Origin of the sequence: Streptomyces sp. XH2 (assembly GCF_049725035.1) — a bacterium.
Taxonomy (GTDB): Bacteria; Actinomycetota; Actinomycetes; order Streptomycetales; family Streptomycetaceae; genus Streptomyces; species Streptomyces roseoverticillatus.
On the sequence record NZ_JBMMMZ010000010.1, the window covers coordinates 199,004 to 216,718 of the forward strand.

Here is a 17,715-nt window from a genome sequence, read left to right on the forward strand (position 1 = left end):
GCCCAGGGGCCCAGGCCCCGTCGGCGTGCTCCTGGTACTCCTGGTACTCCTGATACCCCTGGTAGTCCTGGTAGTCCTGGTGCGCCGGGCAGCCGGGCGGTGGCACGGCGCCCCCGTCGGGGCGGGGGTGGTTCACGCGTGCTCCCGTACGGTGCGCCGCTGCAGGTACTCGACGAGGGCGATGAGCGCGCGGGTGGACGAGACCCGGTCGCGGGCGTCGCAGGTGACCAGGGGGGTCTCGGGGAGCAGGTCGAGCGCCTCGCGGATCTCCTCCTCCGGGTGCACGGGCGCGCCGTCGAAGTGGTTGACGGCCACCCCGTAGGGCAGGCCGAGCTCCTCCAGCAGGCCCATCACGTCGAAGGACTGCTCCAGGCGGCGGGTGTCGGCGAGGACGAGCGCGCCGAGCGCGCCCTGCGTCATGTCCTGCCAGAGGCGGGTGAAGCGCTGCTGGCCGGGGGCGCCGAAGAGGTAGAGCACCAGGCTGTCGCTGAGGGTGAGGCGGCCGAAGTCCATGGCGACCGTGGTGGTGGTCTTGCCCTCGATGCCGGCGAGGTCGTCGACCCCCGCACCGGCCTGGGTCATGGTCTCCTCGGTGCGCAGCGGCCGGATCTCCGACAGCGAGCCGACGAACGTGGTCTTGCCGACGGCGAAGTGACCGACGACGAGGAGCTTCGCCGCGGTCTGCACGGTGCGCCGCAGGTACAGCTGCTCGCCGCCGGCGCCGGGAACGGGCTCGACGGGACCTGCGGGCTCAGAGGCGAGCGCGAAGTCCATCCAGCACCTCCTGCAGGATCTGGGCCTCGGGGAGTTGTGCCGAGGGAATGGGGGCCCGGGTGATGAGGTGGCCGCTGTCGACCAGGTCGCCGAGCAGCACCTTGGTGACGCTCACGGGCAGCATCAGGTGCCCGGCGATCTCGGCGACCGACAGGGGGCCGCCGAGGCAGAGTTCCATGAGCCGGCGCTTCTCGGGGCTGAGCCCGGTGAGCGGCCGGTCGTACTGGGCCAGGACCAGGGTGACCAGGTCGAAGGTGTTGCGGGTCGGGTGGGCGCGGCCGTCGGTGACGACGTACGGGCGCACTAACCCTCTCTCGTGCCTCGGCGCGGGCGGGTTCATGCCGGGGCGCCCGAGCCCTGCCAGGTGCCCGCGCGGGGCGGGCTGGTGAGCTCCTTGCCGAGCCGGTCGACGAGCTTCTGCATGCGGTACGTGACCGCCTCCATGTCGACGTGCTCGGTCGCGGACACCGCGAGGTACGCGCCCGGGCCGGCCGCGATGAGGAAGACGTAGCCGTGGGCGAACTCCACGAGCGTCTGCCGCCAGGGGTTCTCCTGCTGCGTCTGGTTGCAGAACTCGGAGGTGGAGCGGCTGATGGACTGCAGGCCCGAGAGGGCCGCGGCCTGGCGCTCGGCCTCGTCGCGCTCGATGCCCTGGGAGCGGGCGCGGAGCATGCCGTCGGAGGAGAGGAGGATCGCGTGCCGGGCTTCGGGCATCTTGACGACCTCGTCCAGCATCCAGCCGAGATCGTTGTTGAGGTGGTCGTTCACGCGTGGGGGTTCCCTTCGTCGTCTACGGGGGCGGGGGCGGGTTCGCCGTGCGGCGCGCTCCCGTGCGCGGGGGCGTCGGGCGCGGGGGTCTGGTGTGCGGGCGCCTCGTGCGCGGGGGTCCCGAACGCCGGCGCCCCGTAGGGGGGTGCCTCATGCGGCGCCGCGCCGTGCGCCGGTGTCCCGGGCAGCGGGCCGACCGGGGTGCCGGCGGCCGGGGTGCGGCCCGCGCGGGTGCCGCGGGCGAAGGCGCCCATGCGGCGGGCGGTCTCCTCGGCGGTGCGCTCGCCGGTGCCCGTGCCGGTGCCGGCGGCGCCCGCGGCGGGCGTCTCCGCGGGCAGGGGTGCGGGCCGGCCCCGGTGGCTGCCGCCGGCGGCGGGCTGCCGGCGGCGGCGCTTGGGCAGGCCGCCCGCGGTGGAGCCGACGGAGCCGGGGACGGGACCGGCGGTTCCGGAGATGCCAGGGCTGCCGGAGGGCGCGGCGGCGCCGCCGGAGGACGCGGCCGGGCCGGCCTGCGCCGCGGGGAAGTCGGATGCGGCCGGGAAATCGGAAGCGGCCGGGAAGTCCGGGGCGGCCGGGAAGTTCCGTGCGTCGGGAAAGTCCGGGAAGTCCGGCACCGGCGCCCGGCCCGGGGGACGCGCCGCCGGGCGGTCCGTCTCCCGCCCGCGCCCTTGCCCGTGTCCCTGCTCGCGCCCGCGCTCCTGCTCGGCCCGGGGCCGGAGCGGTGTGGTGTCGGGCCCGTCGATGTCGATCTGGGTGAGCAGGGTGCTGGGGAGGAACAGCACGGCCCGGACGCCGCCGTACGGCGAGCGCGTGTCGACCGAGACACTGAACCCGTAGCGGGCGGCGAGCACGCCGATGACGGGGAAGCCGAACTGGGGCGGGTCGCCGAGGCGGGAGACGTCGACGGCGGCGCGACCGGTGAGCAGGGCGCCGGCCCGCTGGATCTCCTGGCCGTCCATGCCGACGCCCGCGTCGTCGATGACGATGCAGGCGCCGTTGTGCACGGGCTGCAGGCCGACCTCGACGGTGGTGTTGGGCTGGGAGTGGCGCGCGGCGTTGTCGAGGAGCTCGGCGACGGCCAGCACGACCGGCTCCACGGCGCGGCTGACGACGGCGAGGTCGGCCTGGCTGTGGACCTGCACGCGCCGGTAGTCGCGGATGCGGGACGTGGCGCCCCGTACGACGTCGGTCAGGGGCGAGGCGGCGCGCTGGCGGCCGGGCCAGGAGCCGCACAGGACGGCGATGGCCTGGGCGCGGCGGCCGAACTGGGAGTTGGCGTGGTCGATCTGCAGCAGGTCGCGCAGCACGTCGGGGTTGTCGTGCCGGTCCTGCATGTCGGAGATGGCCAGCTGCTGCTCGTGGGCGAGGCCCTGGAGAGCGCGCATGGAGGCCTTGAGGGCGGCCTTGGCGGACTGGTCGGCGCGGGCCTGCGCCTTGTCGACGGCCTGGGTGAAGGTGTCCATCACGGACTGCAGGCCGTGCGCGAAGACGGTGCCGGCGAGCTGCTCGTCGAGCAGGCCCGGCAGGGGCACGGGATGGTTCATGGAGGCCGTCACGGCGGGGAGCCGGACGGCGGTCAGGTGGCCGAGCTCGGTGTCGCGCGCCCGCTGGCCCTCCTCCAGCGTCGCCGCGCGCAGCCGCAGGGCCGCGGTGATGCCGCGCTGGCGCACCAGCAGGACCGCGACGGCGATCAGCGCGACAGCCAGGCACCAGGTCACTACGTCCGGTATGTGATGTGACATCAATTCCTCGTGGACGCAGGGGGCATGCGGACGGCTGGACGAGGCCGTTGTCCCTGACGTCCCGTCCAGAAGCGGAATACGCGGATCATCCTAACCACGGCCGTGGCCGCGTGGCCGATCTTCGCCTGCGGATGACCGAACACGCATCCGCCTTCCGCAGGGCCTCGGACGAGGGTACGGAAGGCGGATGGCGGTTGCAGGCAGTGCGGGTGAAGTGTTGTCAGGACCACAGTGCGCGGTCGACCAGCGGGAGCGCGTGGTCGACCAGCGGGCCCGCGGCGCCGGTGTAGTCGGCGGGGTCGCAGAGGGCGGCCAGCTCGGCCGCGGTGAAGTGACCGTCCAGTAACGGCTGCTCGGCGAGGATCATGTGCAGTTCCCGGCCATCCGCGGCCGCTTCGGCCGACGCCGCGGTGAGCAGCCGCTTGGCGGCCGCCCTGCCGACGCGGGGCGCCAGGACGGCCGCGAGCCGCTCCGAGACGACCTGGGCGCCCGTCAGACGGAGGTTCTCGCGCATCCGGTCCGGGCGCACCTCCAGGCCCTCCGCGAGCTCGGCGGCGGTACGGGCCGCGCCGCCGGCCAGGCGCAGGCACTCGCGCAGCAGCTGCCACTCCGCGTGCCACGCGCCGGCCGAGCGCTCGTCCTCCGCCGCCAGGCACTGCGTCAGGCCGGCGGCCAGGACCGGCACCTGGAGCGCCGCGCTGCGGATCAGGGTGGCCAGTACCGGGTTGCGCTTGTGCGGCATGGCCGAGGACGCGCCGCGGCCGGCGCGGCCGGCGCCCGGCTCGGCGACCTCCCCGACCTCCGTGCGCGCCAGCGACTGCACGTCCGCCGCGATCTTGCCGAGGGCGCCGGCGGTGAACGCGAGCGCCGCGGCCAGGTCCGCGACCGGGGTGCGCAGGGCGTGCCAGGGCAGCGGCGGGCGGGCCAGGCCCGTCTCGGCGGCGAAGGCTTCGGCTAGACGCGCCGCGTAGCCGCCGTCCTCCGTGCCCTGGAGGCCGGCGAGCCGTGCGTACTCCAGGTAGCCGGCGAGCGTGCCGGCCGCGCCGCCGAGCGAGACCGGCAGGCCGGTGTGCACGTGCGCGAGCCGCTGCTCCGCGTCGAGGACGAGCTGCCGCCAGCCCGCCGCCTTCAGCCCGAAGGTCGTCGGCACGGCGTGCAGGGCGAGCGTGCGGCCCGCCATGAGGGTGTCCCGGTGGCGGGCGGCGAGCGCGGCCAGCGCCTCGGCGGTACGGGTCAGGTCCGCGCGGACCGTGCGCAGCGTGCGGTCCGCGACCAGCATCGCGCCCGTGTCGAGGATGTCCTGGCTGGTGGAACCGCGGTGCACGTACTCGGCGGCCTGCGGGTCCTCCGCCGCGACGGCCTCGGTGAGCGCCTGTACGAGGCCTACGACGGGGTTCGCGGTCTCCCGCGCGGCCAGCGCGAGCGCCCGCACGTCGAACCGCTCCGCGCGGGCGGCGCGGGTGATGGCCTCCGCGGCCTCCTTCGGCACGGCCCCGACCCGGGCCTGCGCCCGGGCGAGCGCGGCCTCGGCATCGAGCATGGCCTGCAGCCAGGCGGCATCGGCGGTGGCCGCCTCGGCGCACGCGCCGACCCGGACGGGGGAGAGCAGCCCGACATCGGCGACGGGGGCGTTGCCGGCCGGGGCGGGGGGTGCCTGCGGGTTCGGCGCGGCGGCCCCGGACGGGCCGTCGGCGCCCGCCACCCCGCCGGCCGGCGGCGCCGAACCGGGCTGAGTACGTACGGCACCGCCGGGCCCCGCCCCGGGGGTTGCGCGCCGCGGCGGCGGATTCGAGGGGGCGGACGCCCCCTGACCCGGCCCGGCGGCCCCGGGCGGGCTGTCGGCACCCGCCACCTCGCCCTGACCCTGAACAGCGGCCCCGGGCGGGCCGTCGGCGGCCGCCGACCCACCGCCGCCACCGCGATCAGCCATCGCGGCGGCCTCCGGCGGTGCCCAACCGGCCTCAGTTCCTACGGCACCGCCGGGCCCCGCCCCGGGGGTTGCGCGCCGCGGCGGCGGATTCGAGGGGGCGGGTGTTCCGGGGGTGGTCTCGGGGGTGGTCATACGATCACGCCCTGTTCGTCCGTGTCCGGAGTCGTCGGGCGGAGGGACGGGGGAACGTGGGCTACCGGGGGGAGGGAGAGGACCGCCCGGGCTATCGCGTCCGAGTCGGACAGGGTCACCGAGTCCACGCCCGGGCGGATGCCCGCCGCCGTGACCCAGTGGACGGACTCCGTGGGCACCCCGTAGGCGAAGCGGCGCGGGTGGGGGCGGCCGCGGCCGTCGACGACGTGGTACGGGCGCTCGGTGACGGCCAGTCCGCCCGTCTCGTAGCCGGTGCCCGTGGCCGTCGGGATGCGGTACGTGGTGATCTGATCGGTGTTCAGGAGGTGCCGCAGCAGGGGATCGGCCGTGCGCCGCAGATCCGGTTCCGGCAGCCGTGCCTCGATGAGCACGCGGGACCGGACCGGCGGCCCCGGCACGGCGCGGCAGTCGGCGACGAAGGAGGGCCCGCCGGGGCCGGCGACGTCCAGGCGGACGACGGTGCCGGGCCCGGTGACCTCCAGGACCCCCGCCTCGATGAGGGCGGTCATCTCCTCGATGCGGGAGGCGGGCGGGCCGATGGAGAGGAAGGCGTTGAGGGGGGTGTACCAGCCTTCGAGGTCGTCGCGGTGGGAGTCGCCCTCCAGGCCGCCGTGGTCGACGGCGAGCCGGATCTCGTTGCGCAGGTCGCGCAGGACGTCGAGCGCGGCCTTCAGGGGTCCGCTGACGTTGCCGGCGCGCGCGGCCCGGACGTCCGCGCGCAGGTAGTCCAGGAGCCAGCCGCGGAACTCGGCGCGATCGGCGAAGACGCGGTCGACGTACGGTCTGGCGAGCCGCTGCCAGTCCCAGCGGTCGGCGGGAGCGATGCCGAACGCGTCGAGGAGGTCCGCGCGGTCGTCGTCCTTCTCCAGGGCCAGGAACCGCCCGGTGAACTCCTCCCGCTCCCCCGCCCGGCCCAGCCGCTCCAGCAGCGTGCCGTAGTAGACGCTCTCCACCTCACCGGAGATCAGGGGCCACAGGTCGGTGCCGAAGCGCACGGGCCCGCCGCGGGCGGCGCGCTCGCGCAGGCCGGCGATGTAGCCGGCGGTGAGCAGCCGGGGCAGGTGGCGGCCGTGCGCGCCCTTCTCGTTCTCGCCGCGCGCGTGGTAGGGCACGCCGCGCCGGGAGAAGGCGTACAGCCGGGGCTCCGCGCCGGAGGGCCGGTAGACGGTGCGGTCCCCCTCGCGGGTGAACTCGCCGCCGCGCCCGGCGGTGAACAGCGCCATGTAGTCGAAGAAGTTCAGCCCGAGCCCGCGCAGCAGCACCGGCGTGCCGGGCGCGATGTGCGCGAGGTCGAGGTCGGCGGGGTTGACGGGCGTGACGTAGTCGAGGTGGTGGATGCGGGCCAGCGACGCCGTACGGGCTTCCCGGGCGGACAGCTGCGCGGGCACGTGGCCGAGCGCCATGACGATCGCGTCGAGCTGGTTGAGGCGCGTGCCGTCCTCCAGGCGGATGCCCTGCGGCCCGCCGGTGATGCCCTCGGTGTCGGCCATGGCCACCGCGCGCGAGCGGTGCACTTCGATGGTCATGTGCGCGGGGGCGCGGGAGGCGATGCGCCGGAAGCTGTCGTGGAGGTAGCGGCCGTAGAAGGCGCGGGTGGGATAGTCGTCCGGGCCGAGCGCCCGTGCTTCGGCGACGGTGGCGGCGTCGTGCCCTTGGCCGGCGTCCGCGTTCTCCGCTGCCGGGAGGCCCGCGACGCCCCGCGCCCACTCGTACAGGCTGGGCCCCGGCTCGACCGGGCCCTCGATGCGGGCGCTGTCGTCCGTGTACACGGTGATCTGCGAGGCCACGGTGTTCATCAGCAGGTGCGGCGACTGGTCGGTGCGCCACACGGTGCCCGCGCCCGGGGCGGACGGGTCGACGACGTGCACGGTCACCGCGGAGTGCGAGGGCCGGGCGCGCTCGTTGGCGCACAGCCGCTCCAGCACGGACAGCCCCCGCGGGCCGACGCCGACGATGCCGACCTCTGTACGACTGCTGTTCATGCGTCTGCTCCTCCGTTCTGAGGGGACTTCCGCCGCTCTGAGGGGACTGCCGCTGTTCTGAGTTGCCGCTGTTCTGAGGGGGCTTCCGCTGCGCACGCTGTGCCGTCTCACCCGTTCCATCTCGCCGCTGACGGAAGGGCCGGGTCAACGCGCGGCCGCCGGGTCCGTCAGGTCCCCGGGACGGACGTGACATACCGTCAGTGGCGCTTTCGCGGTCCCGCCGCCCGGCCGTGCCACAGTGGGTGGCATGGGTGACACGGGTGACATGCGCGCCGCCTACATCGAACGGTTCGGCCCGCCGGAGGAGATCGTGGTCGGCGGGCTCCCCGTGCCGCGCCCGGGCCCCACCGACGTCCTCGTCGACGTCGCCGCCACGACCGTCAACCCCGTCGACACGCTCATCCGCTCCGGGAGCTACCGGACCCCGCTGCGCTTCCCCTTCGTGATCGGCCGGGACATGGTCGGCACGGTCGCCGAGGCCGGGCCCGGTGCGCCCGGGTTCGCGCCCGGCGACCCCGTGTGGTGCAACAGCCTCGGGCACGGCGGGCGCCAGGGCCCCGCCGCCGAGCGGGCCGTCGTGCCCGCCGAGCGGCTCTACCCGCTGCCCGCCGGAGTGCGCGCGGAGGACGCCGTCGCCGTCGCCCACCCCGCCGCCACGGCGTACCTGGCGCTGTTCACCCACGGCCGGCTGCGGCCCGGCGAGACCGTGCTCGTCGCCGGCGCCGCCGGGAACGTGGGCAGCGCCCTCGTGACGCTGGCCGTTTGGGCCGGCGCCCGGGTCGTGGCCACGGCCGCGGCGCACGACGCGGAGTACGTGCGCTCCCTCGGCGCCGCCGAGGTCCTCGACTACGCGTCCCCCGGGCTCGCCGGGCAGCTCGCGGACGCCGCGCCCCACGGCGTCGACGTGCACGTCGCGACCCACGGCGGGCACGACTTCGAGGTCGCCGTGCCGCTGCTCGCCCGGCGCGGCCGGATCGTGGTGTTCGCGGGAACCACCGCGCGGCCCGTCCTGCCGGTGGGGCAGCTGTACCAGAAGGACGGGGCCCTCGTCGGCTTCGTGATCTCCCGCGCGACCGTCGCCGAGCTCGCGCGAGCGGCCGGTGCCGTGGGGCAGTTGCTCGGCGCGGGGCGGCTCCGGCCGCGGGCCGTCGAGGAGATGCCGCTCGCGGACGCGGCCGAGGCGCACCGGCGCATGGAGCGGGGGGAGCTGCGGGGGCGGCGGATTGTTCTGAGGGTCTGAGGCCGGGGACGGGATCCGGATCCCGGGCCTGTCCGGATCCCGGGCCTGTCCGGACGGCGGGTCTGTCCGGACCGCGGATCTGTCCGGGTCGCCGGGCCTGGCCGGCAGTGCTGCCGCGCGCCGCGGTTGCCGCACCGCGGATCTGACGCATCGTCGCCGGGCCCGTTGCCGCGGTCCTCCCCCGCTGCGCACCCTGGACCGTATGACTCCCCCAGCGACCACCGGCACCCCCGCGATCCTCCGGGTGCGAGCCCGCGTTCTGATCGCCGCCCCGCCGGACACCGTCTACGACACGGTCAGCGACCTCACCCGCAGCGGCGAGTGGAGCCGCGAATGCACCGGCGGGCGCTGGGTGTCCGGCACACCGCGCACGGTCGGCGCCGTCTTCCGCGGCGAGAACTACCGCGGGGCGGACGTCGTGCCCTGGGCGCCGGTCGTCCGCGGGCCCTGGACCACCGAGTCCGAGGTCGTGGCCGCCGAGCCGTGGCGCCTGTTCCAGTGGGTGGTGCGCGACAGTGCCGGCCGGCGGCAGGACAGCACGTGGACGTACGAGCTCGAAGCCGCCGCCGAAGGCTGTCTGCTCGTCCACCACTACCGGCTCGGGCGGCCCACGGAAGGGCTCGCGAAGATCTTCGAGCAGCTGGGGGAGGACGGGCGGCGGCGGTTCACCGCCGCGTGGAACGAGAAGCTCGCCGACGACGTGGCCGCGTCGCTGTCGCGCATCAAGCGCGTGATCGAGTCCGGCGTCGGGCCCGGCGTCGAGTCCGGCGTCGGCCTCGGGAGCGGGCGCGGGGCCGGGCGGGCCGGGCAGGGCGGGCCGGGCGGACTGGGATGACGAACCCGGCGGCGCCGCTACGGCCGAAGGCCGAGCGGTGGGACGCGGAGGACCCCGGCTTCTGGGAGCGGGGTGGCCGGCACGTCGCCCGCCGGAACCTTCTGCTGGCGGCGCTCGGCGGGCACGTCGGGACGTCCGTCCGCAGCATGTGGGCCGTACTGGTGCTGTTCCTGCCGGCCGGTGACGGGCCCGCGCCCGGCCCGGGCGGTACCTCCCTGCTGCTCGTCACGCCGCTCGTCGCGGGGGCCGTGCTGCGGCCGGTCGCGGAGCGGGCGCTGGGCCGGCTGGGCGGCCGGGACCGTACGGTCGTCACCACGGCCGCGCTGGCCCTGCCGGTGCTCGCCGCGGTGTACGTGCTGCAGCAGCCCGGCGCGCCGCTGTGGCTGCTGGTGGCCGTCGCTGCGACCGCCGGTGCGGGGGATGTCGCCGCGGCCTCGTCGGCCGGGGCGGCCGCGTTCTTCCCGCGGCGCGCGCAGGACCGGGCCGCTGCCGCCGCGACGGCCGCGGCCGATCTCGGTGCGGCCGTCGTCCAGACGGCCGGAGTGGTGGCCGCCGCCACGGCCGGGGGATCTTCGTTCGTGTGGATCGCCGCGGCGCACGCGCCGTTGGTGGCACTGGCCGCGGGCGGCGCGGCGCTGCGGATGGACAACCTGCCGGTGGCGCGGGGCAGCGCGGCCCGTGGGCCGCGCGGGGCCTCCCGGGACCCGCACGTGTGGGGGCTGTCGCTGCTGTCCCTGGCCACGGCCGGATCGTTCACGGGGTACGGGCTCGCCTTCGGACTGGTGCTGCGGGGCGGCTTCGGCTCCTCCGTGCCGGCGGCCCTCGCGTGTGCGCTGCTCGCCACGCTGCTGGGCGCGGCCGCCCGGCCCTGCGGCGGGCTCCTCGCCGGACGGTGGGGCGGGGCGCGGGTCACCCTCGTGAGCCTCGTGGGCATGGCGGCGGGAACGGCGGTCCTGGCCGCGGCGGCGGCGCGGGGTGCGGTGGAGGTGTTCGCTGCCGTGTTCACGGCGGTGGTCGTCCTGGCGGGACTCGGCGCGGGTGCCGTCGGGGTGCTCGTCCCGGCGGTGTTCGCCGCGCGGGCGGGCGCGTCCATCCTGGCCGGACGGGACGCGGCGACGGCCTTCGCCACGGCGCGGGGCCGCTCCACGGGGGTTACGCGGATTGCGGGGCTCGGCGGCGCGGCGGCCGCGCTGAGCGCCACCGCGCTGGGCCCCCTGCCCGCGCTCTGGGGGCTCCTGGTCTTCTACGGCGCGTGTGCGTTCGCCACTTGGGCGGCGTACGTCCGCAGAGCCCCGGCCCGGGGCGGGGGGCCGCGGGCGGTCACCCCGTACGGGCTGAGGTGAACGGGGAACGGGGACGGCGCCACGCGCTGCGCTCGGGCCGGCTGGGCACCGCCCGGCCACACCGTCGCGGCTGAGCACCGCCGCGGCGGATTCAAGGGCGCGAGGCGCCCATGCCCCAGTCCGGCAGCGCCGGCCGGCCCCGGCCCCGAAGGTCAAGGAAGCTCCCCTGCCTTGAAGCCGCCGCCACGGCGAGGAACCACCGCGGCGGAGACCGGCGGCGCCCCGCGCACCTGGGCCGGTACGGCACCGCCGGACCACACCGTCGCGGCTGAGCACCGCCGCGGCGGAAGGGAATCGGGCGCCGCCCCCGCGGCCGGAGCGGCGCGCGCTCAAGCCCGTTCGGCGCCGCCGGGACGTGCCGTCGTGGCGTGGCGCAGTTCGTCGTGGAGGCGGGGCAGGTCCCGGGCGTGGCCGTGGGCGGCTACGTGGCCGTCCGGGCGGATGAGGTAGTAGCCGGGGCGGCGGCAACCGGGGGCGGCAGTCGGTAGGGCCACGCGTGCGGGGTGGACCCCGCGCCGCCCCTTGGCCATCGCGGTCGCCTCATCCGCCCATGCCTCCCCCGCCCCGGGGCGTACGGCCAGGAGCAGCCCCCACCCCGCCCCCTCCACCAGGCCCCGCGGGAACAGCTCCCCCGCCCGCACCCCGCCGCACGGCCGGGCCGGCCCCTGCGTACGGCGTTGCGAGCGGTAGGCGAGGCGGTGGCCGGCCATCACGGGGGCGTAGAAGCGGGTGACCGCGCCCGTGCGGTCCAGGAGCCGGAAGGCGGCGTCGCGGGCCGCGACGCGGAGCCGTCCGTCCGCCATCCACGCCCTCGTCTGCAGGTCCGTGTCGCGCACGATCCGCCGCGTGGCTTCTTCGCGTTCGGCTTCGTAGCCGTCCAGCAGGGAGGCCGGGGAGTCGCCGTGGAGGACCGCGGCGAGTTTCCAGGCGAGGTTGTGCGCGTCCTGGAGGCCGTTGTTCATGCCCTGGCCGCCGGCGGGGCTGTGCACGTGGGCGGCGTCGCCGAGCAGGAAGACGCGGCCGCGCCGCAGCACGGCCGCACGCCGCGCGTGGACGCGGAAGACGGCGTGGTGAACCGGTTCCGTGATGCGCACGCCCCGCGGCCCGCGCGCGTCGAGCAGTCCCTGCATGCCCGCGGCGCCCGGCACCGGCTCGCCCTCGGGGAGCGCCGTCAGGATCCGGAAGACGCCTCCCGGCATCGGCACGATCACCAGTGTCCCGGACGGCGCCTGGTAGTAGAGGATCTCTCCCGGCGGCAGACCGGAGCCGCCCACCCGCGTGTCCAGCACCGCGAACGTCATCGGATACGTGCTCCCCGCGAAGCCCGTCCCCAGCCGTTCCCGCACCGTGCTCCGCGCCCCGTCCGCGCCCAGGAGGTACGGCGTGCGGGCCCGTTCCGTGCGCCCGCCGGCGTGGCGCAGCGCCACCGCGACTCCGCCGTCCTCCGGTGCGAGGTCCACGAGCCGCACGCCGCGTTCGACCGTTCCGCCGAGCTCGTGCAGCCGACGCGTCAGGAGCGCCTCCGTCTCGTACTGCGGCAGGTTCCGTGCCGCGCACCACGCCGGGAAGGCGAAGGACGCGAGCGGCCGCCCGCCGGTGAAGTAGCGGTAGCCGTCGATGCGTACGGACGCGGCCCGGACGTCGTCGCCGATGCCGAGGTCGTCGAGGATGGCGAGGGCGCGGGGCCAGAGGGACAGGGCCCGCGGGGTCGGCGCGGGGTCGGTGGCCTGGTCGACGAGGCGTACGGGGACGCCGCGGCGCAGGAGTTCGCAGGCGGCCAGGAGCCCGGTGGGGCCGGCGCCGGTGACGAGGACCGGGGGCCCTGCGTCAGGCCCCGGCACTGCCCAGGCTCCGGGCGAGTTCGAGGCGGCGGACCTTCATCGTGGCGGTGCGGGGCAGCGCGGACAGCGGCAGTTGTACGGGGCGGGCGAGCTGGGGCCAGTCGGCGGCGGCGGCCGTCCAGCGGGCGTGGTCGAGAGGGGTGTCGCCGCGGGTGCAGACCACGGGAACGGGCTCCCGGCACGGGCCCGGCACGAGGACGACCTCGGCGAGTTCGGGCAGCCGGTCCATCAGCCGGTCCTCGACGTCGAGGGTGGAGCCGATCTGCGGGATGACGTCGGCCTCGCGGTCGAGGAGGTGCAGGCAGCCGGACCGGGTGCGGTAGCCGACGTCGCCGGTGCGCCACCACCCGTCGTTCAGCTGGCGTGCGAAGCGCCCGGGTTCGGCGTGGTAGCCGGTGGCCCGGCCCGCGGCCCGCACCTCGATGGCGCCGGGCCGCTCCCGCGTCGCGCGCCGCCCGCCGGGCGCGGCGAGGCGCACGCGGACGCCGGGCAGCGGGCGGCCCAGGCAGCGGCCGTCGGCGCGGTGGGCGGTGCGCCGCGTGTACCAGCGGCCGGTCAGGGGGCCGCACTCGCTCTGCCCGTAGAACTGGAAGAACAGGGGCGCCCGGCGGCGGGAGGCGAGCAGCAGCCTGCGCATGGTCGGCGGGTGGAGGGCGTCGAAGGTGGAGCTGAAGTACCGGACGGAGGCGAGGGGCCGGCGCGGGTCGTCCGCCAGTTCCTCCCACGCCATGAACGAGTTGGGGTGGGTCTCGACGAAGCCGGGGCGCGTACGGGCGAAGAGGTCCGCCACGTGCGCCGGTTCCGGGTCGCCGACGATGACGAGCGGCATGCCCTTGGGCAGGGCGACGGCGAGCGCCAGGTACATCCGCGAGTGGACGGGGCTGAGGTGGGCCGCGTACGTCTCGGGCGTACGGATCAGGGCGGCGAGCCTGCGCTGCGGCGCGTAGCGCCCGTACAGGCTCGCCGCCGTGTGCTCCACCAGTTTGGGGAGGCCGGTGGTGCCGGAGGTGTGGGTCATCAGGGCGGGGCGGTCCGGGTGCAGGAGCACGGGGGCGCGGCGCGGCGCCCCGGCCAGTGCCGCGAGGGGTGTGCAGCCGGGGCGGGCGGGGCCGGTGGTGAGGACGGTGGCGGCGACGTCCGCCAGGGCGAGGGGCGCGAGGCAGGTGCGCAGTTTGTCGTCGTCGGTGAGCAGGTGCGGGCGGTCCAGGCGGCGCAGGAGCGCGCCGGCCGTGACCCCGTCGAGCTCCGGGGAGAGCAGGACGGGGACGGCGCCGATGCGGGCGGCCGCGCAGGCCAGCAGGTACGTGTCGAAGTTGGCGGCCTTGTGGACGGCGAGGTGCTCGGTGGGGCGCACGCCGGCCGCCCGCAGCCGGGCGGCGAGGTCGTCCACGTGGGCGGCGAGCCCGGCGTAGGTCAGGCGGCGGCCGGTGCCGGGCAGGGCGTCGAGGTCGTGGTCGAGGGTGATGGTGACGTCGCCGTGCCGGGCGGCGGCCCGCTCGGGGACGAGGCCGAGGTGGAGAGCGTTGTCGCGGGAGCCGGGGCGGGCGTTCACGGGAGCTCCGCGATGCGCTGCTGCAGCAGGACCGCGTCCCGCGCGCCGAGCCTGATGCCGAACGTGCCGCGCAGGACGTGGACGACCTCGTCGGGGGCGAGTTCGGTGCGCAGGAGGCGGCCGTCGGCGTAGCGGGCGGTGAGGGTGCGGTCGGTGAGCGTGTGGCGGACGTGGTCGTCGCCGCGCTGGACGACCACCCGGTCCGTGAAGGGCGACCGGGGGTGGTGGGAGGTCCAGTAGTGGGCGGACTCGAAGTCGTCGGGGGCGTGGTGCTCCGGGCGGAAGGCGTAGACGTCGAACCAGCCGTCCGGGTGCAGGGAGCGCAGGGCCCACTGCTCGGGGGCGGGGCCGGCCGACGGTTCGAGGTCCAGGCGCCAGGTCCAGTCACCGGTGGTCACGGTGGCGCCGGGGGCCAGGGGGACGGGTTCGAGGGGGCCTTCGTCGCCGAAGCCGGCGTCGCACAGCCAGGGCCGGCCGTCCGCCTCGACGACCAGGGTCGTGTGCGAGCGGCGGCGGACGCGGGCGCTGCCGCGGCGGACGCGGGCGAGGTGGCGGACGACGGGGAAGCCGAGGCGTTCGAGGACGGCGGCGAAGAGGAGGTTCTGCTCGAAGCAGTAGCCGCCGCGGCCGGCGTGGACGATCTTCCGCTGGAGCGCGGCGGTGTCGAGGGGCATGTCCCGGCCGAGCAGGACGTCGAGGTTCTCGAAGCTGACGGCTGCGGTGTGGGCGCGCTGCAGGGTGCGCAGGGTCGCGGCGGTGGGCGGGAGGGGCCGCCGCCCGGGGAGGCGGACGCGGGCGAGGTAGGCGTCGAGGTCGAGGGGGGTGATGTCCCACGCGGACGCGGTGGCGCCTCCGGCGGGGGACGGGGGTACGGCTCCGGGTGCGGCTACGGATACGGGCGCGGCTACGGCTGCCGCTGGTGCGGACGGCCCGGCAAGGCCGTGGACGACGGCGGTGTTCGGCATGGGCCGTACGCTCCTTCCTTTCGTACGTGTCGTACGGGTTGTGCGGGTTGTGCGGGTTGTGCGGGTTGTGCGGGTTGTGCGGGCTATACGCGTTCGTTTTTCGTACGGGTCGTACGTGCGGGTGTCGCGGCACGGCGCTCCGGCTGCGCCGCACGCGGCGGACGCTTCACCGCGTGACGGTCCGGTCGTACGGCACGGGCCCGCTGCACGGCGGCACGGCCGCCACGGCCGGTGAGCTCCCGCCGTACGGCACCGCCGGTCAGCGGCATCGTGGTGCCCGCCGTTGCGGCGGATGGATTCGCTTCGCCGCAACGGCCCGGTACCGCCCGGCGATTGCGGGCTGAGCACCGGGCCACCGCGGCCGGCACACGCGCCCTGACCGACCGGCCCGGACCCGCCGCACCGCGAGGTTCCGGCTTCGGCCTATGCTGCGTCGCCCAGCGCACCCGTAGCCACCGCCCGCCCGGCAATCCGTCAGCCCGCCGGCCGCTCCGTCACGTTCGGCCGGGTACCTGACACAGCGGCCCTCCACCCAGGGCGCGTGCGCAAGGGCCGATCTACCCTCGGACCGTCCGGCAGGGCCGGAGGGCCGGCGCCGATCGCCGCGGCCCCCGCCCCGTACCGGGACCTCCGACGGAAGCGGGGACCGATTATGACCAAGGTGGTACTGATCTCGGGCAGCCTGCGCGCCGCCTCGGTGAACTCGGCGGCGCTCAGGGCCGTCCGCCGCGTCATCGCGCAGACCCGTCCGGCCGCTTCGGCGGTCTTCCTGCCGATCGGCCGGCTGCCGTTCTACAACGGCGACGTCGAGTCCGCGGGGACGACCCCGGCCGTGGCCGTCGCCCGCGCCCTCGTCGCGGACGCCGACGCCCTGGTGATCAGTACGCCCTGTTACAACGGCGCGGTGCCCGGCGTGCTGAAGAACGCCCTCGACTGGCTCTCCCGCCCGGACGGAGCGAGCCCGCTCACCGGGCGGGTCGCCGCCGTCCTGAGCGCCTCGCCGGGCGGCCGGGGCGGGATCGACGCCCAGCCGGCGCTGCTGGACCTGCTGGACAGCTGCGAGGCGATCACCGTGGAACACCCGCCCGTGGCCATCCGCAGGGCGCACCAACGGCTGGACGGGGCGGGCGAGATGACCGATCCGGAGGCGGTCACGGCGCTGCGGGAGCTGGTGGACGCCACGTTCGAGGCGGTGGCCATCATGGCCGAGCAGCGCCGGTCGGCGTCCGGGACGGCCGAGCCGCCCCGGACGCCTCAGGCGGTCCAGCCGGTCCCGTCGGCCCCGCCGGTCCCGCCGCCGGCCGCGGGCCCCTGGTCGAGGACCAGGGTCACCCTGTCCAGGAGCTGATGCCAGGCGTCGTTCAGCTCCTTGAGCGCCTCGGTCTCCAGGCGCGAGGCCAGTTCGCCGTGGTCGATGCCGAACCACTGCAGGTGTCCGAGCAGGCGCCGCGCGGTGGCGTACGCGCAGGGGCCGGCGGGCGCCTCCCCTCTCCCCTCTGTCTCGTCCAGTTCGTCCAGCGTCTCCTCCGTCACCGCCGTGACCGTGCCCCGGGTCAGCAGCGGCGCGGCGTACCGCGTGGGCAGGAGCCCGGAGGCGCCGGGTTCCGGCACGGTGGTCGCGGTCCACAGCAGCCGCTGGGGGCGGGCGCCGCGGGCCGCCAGCGCGTGCCACCGCGCTTCGCCGAGCATCCGCCCGTACTGCTCGTGGACGTGCCGGGCGGCGGCGACGGCGACGGCGCCCCGCATGGCCCGGGCCTCCAGGGTGCCCTCGCGGTCGAGGAGGGCGTCGACGGCGGTGTCGATGCGGCTGACGGGGAACGAGGCGACCGACGCGAGGGAGGCGAGGTGCCGGCCCGCGGCGCGGGCCCGCTCCAGCCCTTCCACGTAGGCGCCCCAGGCCTGGCGGTGGCGCGCCGCGGACAGGACGAGCGTCGCGCTCACGTTGATGCCCTCGGCCAGGCACGCGCTGAGGGCCGTGAGGCCGGCCGCCGTGGCCGGGATGCCGAGCACGGCGTTGCGGCGGTCGACGGCCCGCCACAGCGCGCGGGCCTCGGCGAGGGTGGCCCCGGCGTCGTGGGCGAGCCGCGGGTCGAGGGTCACGCAGACGAGCCCGTCGACGCCGGCGGTCGCTTCGTGGACGGGCCGCAGGATGTCGCAGGCCCACCGGATGTCGTGGACCGCGAGGGCCTTCAGGGCCCGTTCGGCGGGGACGCCGCTCTCGGCGAGGTCGCCGAGCCGGCCGGTGTAGCAGGGGCCGTCGGCCAGTGAGCGGGCGAGGAAGGCCGGGTCGGAGACGACGCCGGTGATGCGGCCTTGACGGGCCAGGGCCGCGAGCCTGCCGCTCGCGAGCCGCTGCCGGCTGAGGCCGTCGAGCCAGACGGATACGCCGGCCGTGACCCGCGGATGGGGAGCCGCGGCCGACGCGGCCGGGGTGAACGGCCGCCCCGCGGGCCCTGTGGGGCCCGCCGGCCCGCCCGGTGCCGGCATCCCGGCGGGTCCGACAAGGCCGGATCCCGTCCCCCGGCCCCGCCGGCCGCCGACGGTGCCCGGGCTCCCCGGGCCGCCGGCTCCGTCCGGGCCACGGGCCTGC

14 protein-coding genes are annotated in these 17,715 nt (G+C 76.6%); 4 read left to right on the plus strand and 10 right to left on the minus strand.

The genetic code is table 11. The features are described 5' to 3' along the window. Window positions 1–132 precede the first annotated feature (132 nt). From ACOTKD_RS21590 to ACOTKD_RS21615, 6 genes are all read right to left on the minus strand, one after another. The gene (locus ACOTKD_RS21590; protein WP_424890633.1) at window positions 133–774 is read right to left on the minus strand and encodes a GTP-binding protein; all 642 of its coding nucleotides are present in this window, start codon (window positions 772–774) and stop codon (window positions 133–135) included. After that, a complete protein-coding gene (locus tag ACOTKD_RS21595; protein WP_424890634.1) occupies window positions 752–1,114 on the minus strand; it encodes a DUF742 domain-containing protein in 363 nt (120 codons plus the stop codon). The genes ACOTKD_RS21590 and ACOTKD_RS21595 overlap by 23 nt, the downstream gene beginning before the upstream one ends. Beyond that, window positions 1,111–1,509, minus strand: a complete 399-nt coding sequence (locus ACOTKD_RS21600; RefSeq protein ID WP_424890771.1) for a roadblock/LC7 domain-containing protein — start codon at window positions 1,507–1,509, stop codon at window positions 1,111–1,113. The genes ACOTKD_RS21595 and ACOTKD_RS21600 overlap by 4 nt, the downstream gene beginning before the upstream one ends. A gap of 29 nt (window positions 1,510–1,538) precedes the next feature. Then, window positions 1,539–3,284 carry an ATP-binding protein gene (locus ACOTKD_RS21605; protein WP_424890635.1) on the minus strand — a complete coding sequence of 582 codons (1,746 nt, stop codon included), beginning with the start codon at window positions 3,282–3,284 and terminating at the stop codon, window positions 1,539–1,541. 220 nt (window positions 3,285–3,504) lie between these two features. Further along, on the minus strand, window positions 3,505–5,214 hold the full coding sequence (gene pcaB, locus ACOTKD_RS21610; RefSeq protein ID WP_424890636.1) for a 3-carboxy-cis,cis-muconate cycloisomerase: 1,710 nt from the start codon (window positions 5,212–5,214) through the stop codon (window positions 3,505–3,507). A gap of 128 nt (window positions 5,215–5,342) precedes the next feature. Beyond that, window positions 5,343–7,349 (minus strand): FAD/NAD(P)-binding protein, encoded by a 2,007-nt coding sequence (locus ACOTKD_RS21615; protein WP_424890637.1) that lies wholly within the window; start codon window positions 7,347–7,349, stop codon window positions 5,343–5,345. Window positions 7,350–7,614: 265 nt separating this feature from the next. Between ACOTKD_RS21615 and ACOTKD_RS21620 the strand changes: the two genes are divergently transcribed. From ACOTKD_RS21620 to ACOTKD_RS21630, 3 genes are all read left to right on the plus strand, one after another. Beyond that, a complete protein-coding gene (locus ACOTKD_RS21620; RefSeq protein ID WP_424890772.1) occupies window positions 7,615–8,589 on the plus strand; it encodes an NADPH:quinone reductase in 975 nt (324 codons plus the stop codon). 202 nt (window positions 8,590–8,791) lie between these two features. Beyond that, window positions 8,792–9,424, plus strand: coding sequence for an SRPBCC family protein (locus tag ACOTKD_RS21625; RefSeq protein WP_424890638.1), 633 nt, complete (start codon window positions 8,792–8,794; stop codon window positions 9,422–9,424). After that, window positions 9,421–10,767, plus strand: a complete 1,347-nt coding sequence (locus ACOTKD_RS21630; protein ID WP_424890639.1) for an MFS transporter — start codon at window positions 9,421–9,423, stop codon at window positions 10,765–10,767. The genes ACOTKD_RS21625 and ACOTKD_RS21630 overlap by 4 nt, the downstream gene beginning before the upstream one ends. A 329-nt stretch (window positions 10,768–11,096) precedes the next feature. On the opposite strand, the gene ACOTKD_RS21635 is transcribed toward ACOTKD_RS21630, so the two are convergent. The 3 genes from ACOTKD_RS21635 to ACOTKD_RS21645 are packed head-to-tail and all read right to left on the minus strand — an operon-like array spanning window position 11,097 to window position 15,125. Continuing rightward, window positions 11,097–12,608: an FAD-dependent monooxygenase gene (locus ACOTKD_RS21635; protein WP_424890640.1), complete on the minus strand. Its 1,512-nt coding sequence runs from the start codon at window positions 12,606–12,608 to the stop codon at window positions 11,097–11,099. Further along, window positions 12,595–14,160: a class I adenylate-forming enzyme family protein gene (locus ACOTKD_RS21640; protein ID WP_424890641.1), complete on the minus strand. Its 1,566-nt coding sequence runs from the start codon at window positions 14,158–14,160 to the stop codon at window positions 12,595–12,597. The genes ACOTKD_RS21635 and ACOTKD_RS21640 overlap by 14 nt, the downstream gene beginning before the upstream one ends. Beyond that, window positions 14,157–15,125, minus strand: a complete 969-nt coding sequence (locus ACOTKD_RS21645; RefSeq protein WP_424890642.1) for an arylamine N-acetyltransferase family protein — start codon at window positions 15,123–15,125, stop codon at window positions 14,157–14,159. The genes ACOTKD_RS21640 and ACOTKD_RS21645 overlap by 4 nt, the downstream gene beginning before the upstream one ends. 652 nt (window positions 15,126–15,777) lie before the next feature. Here ACOTKD_RS21645 and ACOTKD_RS21650 point away from each other — a divergent pair. Next, a complete protein-coding gene (locus ACOTKD_RS21650) occupies window positions 15,778–16,473 on the plus strand; it encodes an NADPH-dependent FMN reductase (protein WP_424890643.1) in 696 nt (231 codons plus the stop codon). On the opposite strand, the gene tal is transcribed toward ACOTKD_RS21650, so the two are convergent. Continuing rightward, on the minus strand, window positions 16,380–17,612 hold the full coding sequence (tal, locus tag ACOTKD_RS21655) for a transaldolase (protein ID WP_424890644.1): 1,233 nt from the start codon (window positions 17,610–17,612) through the stop codon (window positions 16,380–16,382). The two genes, ACOTKD_RS21650 and tal, sit on opposite strands and share 94 nt — an antisense overlap. Window positions 17,613–17,715: the final 103 nt, after the last annotated feature.